We start from the raw sequence: 13,352 nt of genomic DNA on the forward strand, positions 1-13,352 counted from the left end.
ATCCAGGGTCAAAACCAACCTCTACTAAAATAATTGGTGATTGCACTGAAATTTAAGACCAAAGTAAACCTGATTCTTTGCCCGTAATCTTTAAACGAAGGTTCGAAACCCAACGAACTTTGCACCGGGAAATAGACCTCCAGAAAATCAGGAATTACCTTTACTTTCACACCCGAATCCCAAATGAATTGTGTCGGCTGTAATCTGCTTTTGTAAAGTCCTGCATCTGCATAAACATTGAACCAACGCCAAACATGAGCATCAACATTGAGAGAAGTAATCCATTGATTGGTCGTTTTTCCAACGTAGGATTTAAAACCGCCTTCCGCTAAGATAAGTTGCTGCGAAAGCAAACCCGTGGTTGCACTTTGACCCAAAAGTCCATAAGAAAATGAATAATTGGAAACTTTTGAAATGCCGTAATCAAAAAGGTTATTTTTGGTGGTGTTCGTGAGGAAATATCCGCCAAACATGCGCACACTCAATTTCTTGTCTTTTGCGTATTCCCATCGGTAAAAAGCTTCCGCCGAAATTTTCTGGAAATCCTCCATCAACTGCAGGTTTACACTCGCATATTTTTCGTGAATCATTTGCCGATCAGAGTATCCATAACCAATGCTCCACAAGTTATACTTTTGGTATTCGTTTTCTGCAAGAATTTTCGGATTTAAATCTTTCTCATAAAAATTGTAAGAAACCCCCAAACTTCTACCAACATCACTCCTCGGATTTTTTGCGAAATTCAGGTTGGCAAAAACGCCAAATTTTTGGAAAGATAAGTCGTAATCGTAGTGAAAATAGGAGCCGGAAACACCCACGTCTAAAGTTCGGACCACACTTTCGGCTGGTTGAACAGAGTAAGAAATGGCACCAGAACCCGTCATTTTTCCGGTTCCAGAACTGAAATAAGGCGTCAAGGAATAATTGAATTTCCGTTCAAATAAGGAAGAGTTTTTAAAATTGAGTCCAAGCAAAATTTTATCATAAATATTGAAATTCAACCTTGGATTCAGATAAATTTCATTGAATTCCGGATTAGGAATGTCCTGAAACAGCTTCAGTTTGATCTTCTTCATATTCGAGTAAATTCCTTTTGTATAAAGATAATTGTCGCGAAAATTCTTTTCCGGAAATATATACTCGTTGTTCACCACGATTTTTGCTGCATTCGATTGTGGAATGGTGTAAACAACATCGGTTTGCGAGTCGTTGGTATCAAACCAGAATTCCTTTTTTTCTCCGGTTTTTGTAATGGTTTCTATTTTTAAAGGAATTTTCTGTGCCGTATTTTTTGAGATTTTAACCTCAAAATTATCTCCCGTTTTATTAAATCTTTTTAATGTAAAGTTGACGCGGTTTTTTCTTTGAAGAAAATCGTCTAAAAAATCAGAAGAAGACCCAGAAGCTAAAGCAAGATCCTTTAAAAATTTGGTCTTATCAATCTGTTGATGAGCATGATCACGAAAATACTGCGCGATAAAATCATCGAATTTCTCTTGTCCCATTTTTGCTGCGATAAAAGAAAATAAACTTCCCATTTCCAAATGACTGATTGCAACTGCATTGTAATTACTCAAATCTTCAAAAGGTTCTGCGATTTTCTGATCCAGATTTTTGGTAAGAATATAGAGGTACGCCAAACCATACCTTTCAGAAAGCTTCAGTTTCGACGCATAAAATAATTGTAAAGGTTTAAACCCAAAAATATTGACGTTTTCTGGTAACTGGCCCAAAAGTTTTTCATCCTTATAATAGCGCTCGATGTATTGAATTTCGAGATAAGTTTTCAAACCATTCATTAACCAATGGTCTTGTTTTTTCTCGAAAATAAGTGATTGTTGGATGACGTTTTTAGAAATAATGCTAAAATAATCAAGATCATTTCTTTGTGATTCCGAAAAAAGGGGATATCGGAATTTCCAGAATTTCACATCTTCTAAACCCGTGAAATTTTCGCTTTTCCGGAATTTTTCACTGATGAATATTTTCAGAGGAAGAAAACCGATCTTATTTTTTATGAAATTGAGCTGTAAGGGAAGATAGAATTCGAGGTTTTGTTTCTCCTTTTTTGTTAAAGCATATCCAAACGTAATATCGATTTTTTCACCATCAACTGTAGGTGAAATCTGCGTAAAATTACGGTCCGAAACTACAAATTCGGGATCGGTGTTGAGTGTTCCTTCAAAATAATTGGGTGCAATTTCTGTTAAATTACTTTGAGAATAATAATTGGCGGGAACCTCAAAGATGACTTTCCAGTAAACTCCGGGACTTTGATTTTCTTCAATATCAATAAAATTTTTCGGCGTTTCCTGAAGATTTTCAAAAGCATCCGGAACCAGGAAAAAATATTTCAGGGCTATTTTTTTTCCATTGCTGCCATATCCTGTAAACTTTTGGTCGGGCAAGTTTAATTGATATTGAAGAGAAAGGTGTACTTTTTCTCCAGGTTTGATTGTGTTCGGAAACATAATGTAGATGTTTTCCGCAGAAATGTCATTGATTGACAGTGCTTTTTCTCCGATTTTTATTTCTAAATTTTCCAACGATCCTAGATCAGCGGATTTTGCAAAATACAGATCGTTTTCTCGGTCTTCGAGTTGTCGCTTTACGAGTTTGGTGTCTCTGTTTTGATAAGCGGCAATCCAGTTGAGTAATTTAATTTGAGAAATATCCGTGGAAGTGGTGTTGAAATAGGTAATTTCTTGGTTGACGGTGACTTGTCTTTTCGATTCAGAAACTTTAGCATTAATGTAAATGGAATCTTGCTGCGCAGAAACCACAACAAAATTAAAAATTAGCAAAAACCGCAACAAAAATCTTTTCATTTTTCTAACAACGCTCAAATATAATGATGTTTTATTGAAACAATTAATAATTTATTTTATTTCAAAAATATCGTTAATTTTGGTTAAACATTCCAGATTGATTCGATTTTATCATATTGTCTTTTTTTTTACGGTTCTAAGTGTTCAGACTGCTTTTTCCCAAGTGATCGAAACCACAGAACCCTTAATAATTGACCAAAGAAAATCCACCATCCGAACTCGGTTTGCGCCGCCAAAAGGCTTTTTATGGGCTAAAGAAATGCCGGGAAGTTTCGGGGATTATTTGGCGAATTTCCCTCTTTATCCGCCGAATTTCCCCGTTCGAAACTTCAGTTCAGTTCCCATTGAAAAACAGAGCAATCATGTTGCGATCCTGAAAATTGATGTGGGCGACAAAGATTTGCAGCAGTGTGCAGATGCGTGGATTCGGTTATACGCAGAATATTTGTGGTCGCAGAAGCGATTTGAAGAAATAGGTTTCGAATTTACAAGCGGCCAGTTTTTCTCTTGGAGCGATTTTAAAAAAGGAGTTCGTACCAGAGAAATAAAAAACCGTGTCACTTTTTACCAAACCCGGAAAGTTGACGATTCCTATGAAAACTTTCGAAATTATCTCAATGTCATTTTCAGATATGCAGGAACCATTTCGCTGGACAGAGAATCGGTTTCTGTTTTTCAGAATTCGCAGATTAAAACAGGTGATTTTCTCATAAAACCAGGAAGTCCGGGTCATTCGGTAATTATCGTTGGTGTTGCAGTCAACAGTTCTGGTAAAAAACTTTATCTTTTGGCGGAAAGTTTTATGCCTGCACAAGATATACATATTTTAAAAAACCCCCTAAATTCTACTATTTCACCATGGTATGAACTGGATTTAAATGCGCGGAAAACGGTGACTGCGAAATATATTTTCGCACCAACTTCAATTAAAAGATTTGCCGTACCCCAAAAAAATAAGTGATCGATTTAGAATTCCTCAAAAAAAATGGAAGCAAAATTGAATCTTTAATGATTAATAATCTTTACGATTTCAAAAATATTTTCCTTTTCGCCTAACTTCAATATCGCTTTTTCGCCTACTTTTTTGTGGAGCAAAGCTTTTGCTAAAGGCGTAGTAAAAGCCAATTTTCCTTTCGAAATGTTCGCTTCATCTACACCAACCAATTGAAAAGTTTGGTTAATGTTGGTTTCTATGTTTTGAAAAGTGACCGTTGTGCCAAAATGAATTTCATCCTCCGGAAGTTTTTTCTGATCGATGATTTTTGCACTGGTAATTCTTTCGTTTAACAGCTGAAGTTTTGCATTGATATGATTGAAAGAAATTCGATATTCTTTTTCGTGAGACAAGTCTAAACTTTCTTGGTGACGCAGTAAATCTTCTTTTTCTTCCAATAACGCATCCATGCCATTTTGGGTGACAAAATTTTCTGTTCCTGCCGGTAAATCAGCTCTGGGTGGAACCAAAGGAACTTCTTCCTGATCATCTTCTTTTACAAATCCTCTGCTCATCATTATTATTTGTGGTGAATCATGCAATTACAATTCCATAGTCTAAAAAAGAAAAACTTCTGAAGTTAAATTCCAGAAGTTTTAAAATGTTTTTAATCACTTATCAATCGCAATTTCCATCTACGGTACAACTTTCTCCGCTGTGAATAATTTTTAAACCATGATCACCGCCAGAAAATTCTTCCCAGGATTTTTCTAAAACTTCAGAAAAAACCGGTGTTGGTTGCGCACCAGAAACTCCGTATTTATCATTGATCACAAAAAACGGAACGCCACTGATCTGCATTTGTTGAGCCAATAACATATCTCGGGAAACCTGCGCTGCGAATTCCTCGGAAATCAGAGCATTTTTAATGTCTTCTTCGTTTAAAGACACGGATTTTCCAATTTCTATTAATGTCGCTTCATCGTCGATGTTTTTTCCCTCGATCAACTGAGCCTTAAACAATGCTTCTTCGGCTTCATTTGCCACATTTTTTGAGGCCGCTAATTGGAGCAAAAGATGTGCTCGATAAGAATTAGCCACTTTTTGATGGTCAAAATTAAATTCGATTCCTGCTTCTTTTCCTGCTTTGTAAACGTGCGCGTACATTTCTTTTGCCTGTTTTTCAGAAACGCCTTTTATTTCGGAAAAATAGTCAAGAGAATTTTTATCAGGCTGTGTTTTCAGGTGAGGATCGAGTTGGAAACTGTGCCATGTAACCTCAATTTTTTCACTTTGAGGGAATTGGTGCAAAGCTTTTTCGAAATTTTTTTTACCTACGTAACAAAACGGGCAACGAATGTCACTCCAAATATCTACTTTCATCTCTTTTTTATTTTTGTATTCAAAGGTACAAATCTCGAAATCTTTAAACATTGATATAGGATAAGAATCGAAATTCTGTCTTCGTTTTTGAATTTTATATCGCCTATAATCCCGAATATTTCATCACCAAATACCAAAGAGAAAGCGTTAAAAGAGAAAGTGGAACTCCAACGCCAATCATTAAATTACAGAGTTTGGGTTCTAGTTGATGAGCAGATGCAATAATTGCAGCGGTAATCATGGGAGCCATTGCAGCTTCTAACAAGGCAATTTCAATCATTTCACCTTTTTGTTTCAGAACGATAAAATACAAGATGAAAATTACCGCTGGAAATAGGAGGAGTTTAAATAAAAGACCCCAAAATAATGGTTGTGATTCTTTGTCTAATTTTTCCCATTTCAATTGACTACCAACCGAAACCAAAGCCAATGGAACGGTGGTTGCTCCTAACTTCGCAAACACTTCATCAATTACTAATGGAACCTGAACGTTCACTAAATTTAGGATTAAAGCCACCGAAAAAGCAATAAATGGTGGGAATTTTATGATCTTTTTCAGAATATCGGAGACCGAATTTTTTTCGCCTGAGTAGAAGTTGGCGATGGTAATTCCTAAAGTAGAAAGCGCCACAAATGAACCCGGCTGATCGACGAGAATCACTGTTTTCAAGCCACTTTCGCCATAGACTGATTGAATAACGGGAATTCCCACAAAAGAAGTGTTTCCGAATCCTGCACATAAAATCAAGGCGCCAATCAATGTTTGAGACCATTTCATTTTTTTGCCTAAAAAAGTAAAAAAGAGTACGGCTAAAATGATATTCAGCCACGGAACCATGACCGGAAAAATCACTTGAAAATTGAGAACGATTTTCGGTATATAATAAAGCGATAGTGCCGAAAGTGAAATGTTGATGACAAAAGAATTCAGTGCTAAATGTCCGTTTTCTGGGAATAGCTTTGTTTTCCGGAGAAAAATCCCTAGAAATATACACAGAATAAGTAAAATGAGGTTAGACAAATTGTAATGGTTTTAATGGAGCGATTTACACTTGCGAAGCGTCAAAATCTGAATAGTTTTCGATAGGCCCAATCTGACCATTCGTACAAATGGTTTATCATTGTTTATCAGAATGAACCTTCCGAAGTCTTTAAAGAAAATCATTAAAAAAACACGGGCAGATTCAGCTGATTGCGCATTTTTTAATGGAAATTCTAATTGTTTCTACAAACTTGCTTCGTAAGCATTCCAACCAGCAATTTTATAAGTTAAGGCAGATTGTTCAGCATCATCGGCTTTATAAATTCCACGGCCAACAATAATAAAATCGCTTTCCAGCTTTGTAAAGGCATGTTCCGGCGTGTTGTATTGCTGTCCTTTTCCGTCTCCTGTATGAGCGAGGTTTACTCCTGGTGTAAAGAGAAGCAGCTCGTTTGGAATTTTATTTTGCGAAACACCACCAAAAACATTTGGATGTGATAAAGCAATTTTCGTGGCTTCATCCCGATAATTTTGATCTGTTAAATTTCCGTGAGACGACATTCCAATAATCGCGACTACACCTACATTTCTAAAACAGTCGAGCGATTCATAGCCTGCAATAACTTGCGCCGTAACCAAATCTGCCCAATTAGAAATTTTGTAGGTTCCGTAAGCAAACTGCAACTCCTGAGTGTTCCCGATGTCTGCAAATTTGCGGTCTTCCATGATAAGGAAATTATATTTTTGTGCTAAATCTTTTAAAGGTAAAATGGTTTGATCAGCATCGAAATCCAACAAAATATCGATGTGTGTTTTTAATGCAACGATGTGCGGTCCTACTTTTTCTGCGAGTTCTAGTAATTCTTTCGTAGTTGTTACGTCTGCAGAAACGATGAGATTTGATTTTTTTTCTAAAGCAATTTGTAAGAGTTTTTGTGCCACAGTATGGTCACAAATCTCTAATTTTTCTTCGTATGACAAGCGTTTTTCTTCTTCAAATCGTACAACATTACCACTAAGAAAATCATTGATTCTTTCTACTTCATCATCGGTTAAGTGACCTTCTTCTTTCAACATTTCGCACACTTCAGAAATTGTAAACAGGGTATGAACGCGGAATCCTTTGCTTTCCAAGATTTCTTTTCCACCTTGTTGCCGATCTAAAACCACTACAATATCGGAAACTGAAATTCCTTCATTCTCGATTTCAGGAATTGTTTCTAACAAAGAAGTTCCGGAAGTAATCACATCTTCGACCAATAAGCAGTTCTGACCTTTTGTAAAGATGCCTTCGAGCATTTTTTTGGTGCCATATTGTTTCGCTTCTTTGCGTTTGATGATCAAAGGCAAATAACTTTCTAAAGACATCGCAGTTGCCATAGGAAGTGCCGCATAAGGTACGCCGCAAATCAAATCAAAATTATCCAGTGGAAGCATATCCAAAAGATAATTGGCAAGTTTTTTCAAAATTTTAGGATCTGATGCAAGTGGTCTTAAATCTACATAAAATGGACTTTCAATACCCGATTTTAAGGTAAATCTTCCAAACTTAATGATGCCGAGTTTGTAACACTCGAGAAAAAATTCTTTCTTAGTTTCCATGTACTTTTACTTTAGTACAAAGTTAAGGTTTTCGATGAATTTTCGGAGATTATTGCAAGGTTAAAAGTATTAAATGTGGTCGTGCAGCGGAAAAATATTGGTGTTGCATCCCAAATATTACAAGTTCTAAGGATTCTACAGCCTTACTTTTGCGCTAAAATTTACAGCATCTTCCATTTTTGCTAATGAGATCATCGCAATCTTCGCGTCGATTTTGAATCTACAAAAGCCTTAATAACACAACAATTATAAAAAATTTCTATCTTCGTGCAAACCAAAAATTTAATGAAAACAAAATTCACATTTCTATTTCTTCTGTTTTCCTGCGCGGCTTTTTCTCAGATTGAAGAAAATAAATTAGACGAACTTATTCAAAATACGTTAAAAACTTTCGATGTACCGGGAATTTCTGTGGGAATTGTAAAAGACGGAAAAGTTGTTTATTCCAAAGGTTTTGGGGTAAGCTCTTTAACAACAAATCAGAAAATGACCGATGAAACTTTGGTCGGCATCGCGTCTAACTCCAAAGGTTTTACCGCAACAGCTTTAGCAATGTTGGTCGATGAAGGGAAATTGAATTTCGATGATAAAGTTTCTCAATATATCCCTGAATTTCAGATGAATGATGCATACGTTTCACAGGAAGTAACCATCAAAGATCTCATCACACATCGTGCAGGACTCGGTTTAGGACAAGGTGATCTCATGTTTTTTCCTGAAGGTGGAAGTTTTTCTGTTAAAGATATTGTTCATAATGTAAGGTATTTGAAACCCGAACATTCGTTTCGCACCACTTTAGACTACAACAATATTATGTTCATCGTTGCGGGTGAAGTAATTCATCGCGTTTCCGGCTTGTCGTGGGCTGATTTTATAGAGCAGCGAATTTTAAAACCGGTGGGAATGACTGCAAGTTTTGGAAGTTATAACAGAGCTAAAGCCGCGAATGTTTCGAATATCATCTCGGCTCATGCTCCAGTAGACGGAAAGGTAATTGCCGTTCCTCACGATTGGAATGAAACAGCAAATGCAGCGGGTGGAATCATCAGTAACATTAAAGATATGGCAACTTGGGCTGATTTTCTGATGAATGGTTTTACGACCAAAGGCGGAAAAAAATTAGTGAGCGATCAACAGATTCAGCAACTTTGGAACCTGCAAATTTCTACGCTGGTTGCCTTGAAAAATTCATACGATTCTAATTTTGGAGGATATGGATTGGGTTGGTTTCTGACGGATGTTAAAGGCCACAAACAAGTCTATCACACCGGTGGTTTAATCGGAACTGTTACTCAATTCACGCTGATTCCTGATATGAAGTTAGGGATTATCGTTTTGACCAATCAACAAAGTGGAGCAGCTTTCAGTTCCATTACCAATACCGTGAAAGATTCGTATTTGGGAATGCCACAAAAAAACTGGCTCAAAACATACGGCGACAGAATGAGCAAAATAAATGCGGATTTCGACCAAAGAAAAAAAGAAATTTTTGCAAAATCTGAAGCCTTTAAAAAAGATAAAAACGGTCAAATTAAAGGCGAACAAATTCTTGGAACTTATATTGATCCTTGGTTTGGTGAGGTAACGATTTTAAATGATGGAAAAGCATTTCGCATCATCTGTAAAAATTCTCCAAGATTAAAAGGGGAGTTGTTGCCTTATTCCTCAAATGTGATGATTGCAAAATGGGACGACAGAAGTTATGATGCCGATGTTTTTGTGAATTTTAACTTAGACGAAAATGGAAAAGCAACGGGAATGAAATTAAAACCAATTTCTGATGTTACCGATTTCAGTTTCGATTTTGAAGATTTAGATTTGAAGAGAAAGAATTAATTGTTCTACAAACCCACAAAAAAACCTCACCAAAAAGTATCTTTGATGAGGTTTTTTTTATGGGTGAACTTAAACTAAATCTTCTTTGGTTCATAAAAAAAGAGCGGTTTCTTTTTGGCATTTTCAAATTCAGACCAAGAATCACAATCGATTTCGAAACCGGCAACACCGCAAGTTGGAAACATAAAAAGTTCTTCCGACATGGAGTTTGCGAAATTAGAAATTCCATTATTATGAGAAAACATCGCAACAGAATTCAAGTCATCGCTTAAGTCAAAAATCACAGATTCAAAGTTTTTTTCTGAGGCGTTGTAAAGTTTTCGATCGGTCTCAATTTTTATTTGGTACACCTCATTGAAAATTTCGCACGTACTCAAGGCACGCAAAGCCGGGCTCGAAATAAATTGATCGATTTTGATATTGTTTTCTTTTAAAAAACGGGACATTTTCTCGGCGTCATGCTGTCCTTTTTCTGCGAGAGGTCGGTCGAAATCTGCTGTTTCTTCGGGCCAATCACTTTTTGCGTGGCGAACGAGAATTAATGTTTTCATCCTTTATACATTTTGAAACAATAAAATTAAATAAAAAAAGGCATTATTTAAACATTTGTCCGCCGAAAAGTGATAAAATAAAACATTTTATATCCTAATTTATAATTTTTAGCGTGGCTATATTGCTACATCATTAAAACCTTAAAGGACAAAAAAATAGAAATGTTTCATGGTAAAATGCCTAAATTTTCTGGGTGATTGGTCTTTAAATGAAGACATTTTACGCAAGATTTTTAAAATTTTGTGAACACAGACAAATATTTGTAAATTTGCACTCGATGTCACAAATATTAGCGATTGATTATGGAAAAGCACGGTGCGGAATTGCAGTCACCGATGATATGCAAATCATTGCGAGTGGTTTGGAAACCGTGCCCACAAAAGATATTTTTTTATTTTTAAAAAAATACTTCAGTGAAAACAAAATAGAACAAATTGTGATCGGACTTCCCACAGATTTGAAAGGAAATTTAAACGAGGTGGAAGTGAGTATTTTGAAATTTATAGAAAAGTTTAAATCAGAATTTCCAACCGTAGAAGTGGCGCGGTTTGATGAGCGGTTTACCTCGAAAATGGCTTCCTTCGCCATTTCGCAAAGTGGTAAAAGCAAGAAAAAACGCGAAGAAAAAGGTTTAATCGATAAAGTAAGTGCAACCATCATATTGCAAAATTTTTTAGAACAGAAACAGAAATGATATTACCAATACGTGCATTTGGAGATGCAGTTTTAAGAAAACACTGTCATGAAATTGACAAAAATTATCCTGGACTTCAGGAATTGGTAGCAAACATGTTTGATACCATGGAATCTGCGCATGGGATTGGTTTGGCGGCGCCGCAAATCGGTTTAGATATTCGCCTTTTTATCGTCGATCTATCACCGCTTGCCGAAGACGAAGATTATGAAGATATTGCAGATGAACTGAAAGATTTCAGAAAAGTTCTGATCAATGCAAAAATTCTGGAAGAAACTGGCGAAGAATGGAAATTCAACGAAGGTTGTCTCTCGATCCCCGATGTTCGCGAAGATGTGAAACGGCATGAAACGATTGTTATCGAATATTATGATGAAAATTTCGTTAAACATACCGATACTTTTTCCGACATGAGAGCGCGGGTTATTCAACACGAATATGATCACATCGAAGGAATTCTTTTTACCGATCATCTAAGTTCTTTAAAGAAAAAATTGGTCAAAGGAAAACTGATGAAAATATCGCAGGGAGAAGTTGCTGTCAATTATAAAATGAGATTTCCGAAATAGGAATTTGAAGAACAATTAAATAAAATTACAAAAAAAATTAAGAATATGAAGTTAGAAAAAATAATTTCGATTTCTGGGAAACCAGGTCTTTACAAATTAATTTCGCAGCTGAAAAATGGTTTCATCATCGAAGACGTTTTAACCAAAAAGAAAGTGAGCATCGGAAACTCTTCACAGGTAAGTTTACTTGATAATATCGCAATGTTCACCTTTGATCAGGAAGTTCCTTTGTTTGATGTTTTCGAAAATGTAGCTAAAAATACGGAGTACAAAGAAACAATTTCTCATAAATCAACGGATGCGGAATTGAGAGAACTGATGAAAGCATCTTTACCAGATTACGATCATGAAAGAGTTTATGTATCAGATATCAAAAAACTAGCACAGTGGTATAATATTCTTCACAAAGCAGGATATATTACGCCAGAAAGCTTCGTAAAATCTGAAGTTGATGCAGAGCAACCAGCTGAAAATGAGGTAAAAACAGAAATAAGTGATTCTAAAAAAGCGGCTCCGAAAAAAGAAAAAGTAGCAGCACCGAAAGTAAAAGCGGCAAAATCTTCTGCGAAATCAGCGCCGAAAAGTACCCATAGAAAAATGGGATAAAATTTTAAATCTTTCGGGATTTAATTAATTTTTCTTTAAACTTTAATTATTAACCTTGTCGAAGTTTAAAACTTTGACAAGGTTTTTCATTTTACGTTTGAGTTAGCAATTTCACCGCTACGCGGTTTTGTCAGTTGAGTTTTCGGTTATTATAATCATTTCAGTCCTTCGGACTTTTATAGATAAGGGTTTGTTTTAATGCAACTTTGACAAGTTTTTTTATATTAATAACGTATTTTAGCTTCTAGCTTCTAGCTTCTAGCTTCTAGCATCTAGCTTCTAACTTCTAACTTCACTCTTCCAACACCTATGAACACCAAAGAACAAAAACTCGAAGCATTTTCGCAACTTCTTGATATAATGGATGATCTGCGGGAAAAATGTCCGTGGGATCAAAAGCAAACGTTGCAATCTTTGCGTCATTTAACTTTAGAAGAAGTGTATGAACTTTCTGATGCTTTGCTCGAAGAGGATATGCAGGAAATCAAAAAAGAATTGGGAGATGTTTTACTCCATCTTATTTTTTATGCGAAAATAGGCTCCGAAAAAGGCAGTTTCGATATTGCCGATGTTATCAATTCCTTAAATGAGAAATTGATTTTCCGTCATCCACATATTTATGGCGATGTTGAGGTGAAAGATGAGGAAGAAGTTAAACAGAATTGGGAAAAACTGAAATTGAAAGAAGGGAATAAATCTGTACTTTCCGGCGTTACGAAAGGAACACCAAGTCTCATAAAAGCCTATAGAATTCAGGATAAAGTAAAAGGAATCGGTTTCGAATTTGCAAATGCCGAAGACGCGTGGAAAAAGGTAGACGAAGAACTCGCGGAGTTTCATGCTGAAACAGATCTGGACAAAAAAGAACAGGAATTGGGCGACGTTTTCTTTTCGCTCGTCAATTATGCTCGAATTTCTGGCATTAATCCCGACACTGCTTTAGAAAGAACCAATAATAAATTCATCAATCGCTTTCAACAAATGGAAAATCTAGCTTTAGAGAAAAATCTGAATTTGGCAGATTTAACGTTGGAAAAAATGGATGAACTTTGGGAAGAAGCCAAGAAAAAAGAATAAACCTCCAGATTTCTCCGAAGGTTTATTTTTTATTTGGGCAGCAATTTGTCTACGTCGAATGTTTATTTATTATTATTTTTTGGCAGACATTTCCGTCTTCCACTCCCGCTTTTATTATCGCTGACTTCGACAAGCTCAGTCACCAATAATAAAGAGCTCCGTTCCTTTAGATTTGTAATCGATAAAATTATTAAATTTAGAAAGAGAAAAGCATTTAATTAAACTATGTTCCGCTCAGAGTAAAACTCAAGGCTTGATTCAGAATTAAATGCTCTTCCTTTCATTAAAA

At 35.9% G+C, this 13,352-nt stretch carries 12 protein-coding genes; 6 read left to right on the top strand and 6 right to left on the bottom strand.

Annotated elements, in window-relative coordinates; genetic code table 11:
• Positions 1 to 8: 8 nt before the first annotated feature.
• The gene (locus BW932_RS11850) at positions 9 to 2,828 is read right to left on the bottom strand and encodes a gluzincin family metallopeptidase (RefSeq protein ID WP_076387825.1); all 2,820 of its coding nucleotides are present in this window, start codon (positions 2,826 to 2,828) and stop codon (positions 9 to 11) included.
• A 34-nt stretch (positions 2,829 to 2,862) separates the two neighbouring features.
• On the opposite strand from BW932_RS11850, the gene BW932_RS11855 reads away from it, so the two are divergent.
• A complete protein-coding gene (locus BW932_RS11855) occupies positions 2,863 to 3,789 on the top strand; it encodes a DUF4846 domain-containing protein (protein WP_245820732.1) in 927 nt (308 codons plus the stop codon).
• A gap of 44 nt (positions 3,790 to 3,833) precedes the next feature.
• On the opposite strand, the gene BW932_RS11860 is transcribed toward BW932_RS11855, so the two are convergent.
• The 4 genes from BW932_RS11860 to pyrF all read right to left on the bottom strand — a co-directional run bounded on the left by BW932_RS11860 (position 3,834) and on the right by pyrF (position 7,729).
• On the bottom strand, positions 3,834 to 4,340 hold the full coding sequence (locus BW932_RS11860) for a GreA/GreB family elongation factor (protein WP_317043755.1): 507 nt from the start codon (positions 4,338 to 4,340) through the stop codon (positions 3,834 to 3,836).
• 100 nt (positions 4,341 to 4,440) lie between these two features.
• Positions 4,441 to 5,145, bottom strand: a complete 705-nt coding sequence (locus BW932_RS11865; RefSeq protein WP_076387860.1) for a DsbA family oxidoreductase — start codon at positions 5,143 to 5,145, stop codon at positions 4,441 to 4,443.
• A gap of 103 nt (positions 5,146 to 5,248) precedes the next feature.
• On the bottom strand, positions 5,249 to 6,166 hold the full coding sequence (locus BW932_RS11870; protein WP_076387827.1) for an AEC family transporter: 918 nt from the start codon (positions 6,164 to 6,166) through the stop codon (positions 5,249 to 5,251).
• Between the two features lie 204 nt (positions 6,167 to 6,370).
• Complete coding sequence (gene pyrF / locus BW932_RS11875) at positions 6,371 to 7,729, bottom strand: orotidine-5'-phosphate decarboxylase (RefSeq protein WP_076387829.1); 1,359 nt, start codon at positions 7,727 to 7,729, stop codon at positions 6,371 to 6,373.
• 285 nt (positions 7,730 to 8,014) lie between these two features.
• On the opposite strand from pyrF, the gene BW932_RS11880 reads away from it, so the two are divergent.
• Complete coding sequence (locus BW932_RS11880; protein ID WP_076387831.1) at positions 8,015 to 9,565, top strand: serine hydrolase; 1,551 nt, start codon at positions 8,015 to 8,017, stop codon at positions 9,563 to 9,565.
• A 74-nt stretch (positions 9,566 to 9,639) separates the two neighbouring features.
• Here the strand turns inward: BW932_RS11880 and BW932_RS11885 are convergent, their stop codons facing one another.
• Entirely contained in the window at positions 9,640 to 10,116 is a 477-nt protein-coding gene (locus BW932_RS11885; protein ID WP_076387833.1) for a SixA phosphatase family protein, read from the bottom strand.
• Between the two features lie 278 nt (positions 10,117 to 10,394).
• Here BW932_RS11885 and ruvX point away from each other — a divergent pair, with 278 nt between their 5' ends.
• The 4 genes from ruvX (at position 10,395) to mazG (ending at position 13,063) form a co-directional block, all read left to right on the top strand.
• The gene (ruvX, locus tag BW932_RS11890; RefSeq protein ID WP_076387835.1) at positions 10,395 to 10,811 is read left to right on the top strand and encodes a Holliday junction resolvase RuvX; all 417 of its coding nucleotides are present in this window, start codon (positions 10,395 to 10,397) and stop codon (positions 10,809 to 10,811) included.
• Positions 10,808 to 11,380, top strand: coding sequence for a peptide deformylase (gene def, locus BW932_RS11895; RefSeq protein WP_076387837.1), 573 nt, complete (start codon positions 10,808 to 10,810; stop codon positions 11,378 to 11,380). The genes ruvX and def overlap by 4 nt, the downstream gene beginning before the upstream one ends.
• Positions 11,381 to 11,425: 45 nt before the next feature.
• A complete protein-coding gene (locus BW932_RS11900) occupies positions 11,426 to 11,986 on the top strand; it encodes a DUF5606 family protein (protein WP_076387839.1) in 561 nt (186 codons plus the stop codon).
• Between the two features lie 309 nt (positions 11,987 to 12,295).
• Positions 12,296 to 13,063: a nucleoside triphosphate pyrophosphohydrolase gene (gene mazG / locus BW932_RS11905; RefSeq protein ID WP_076387841.1), complete on the top strand. Its 768-nt coding sequence runs from the start codon at positions 12,296 to 12,298 to the stop codon at positions 13,061 to 13,063.
• Positions 13,064 to 13,352: the final 289 nt, after the last annotated feature.

Origin of the sequence: Kaistella chaponensis (assembly GCF_900156725.1) — a bacterium.
GTDB classification, from domain to species: Bacteria; Bacteroidota; Bacteroidia; order Flavobacteriales; family Weeksellaceae; genus Kaistella; species Kaistella chaponensis.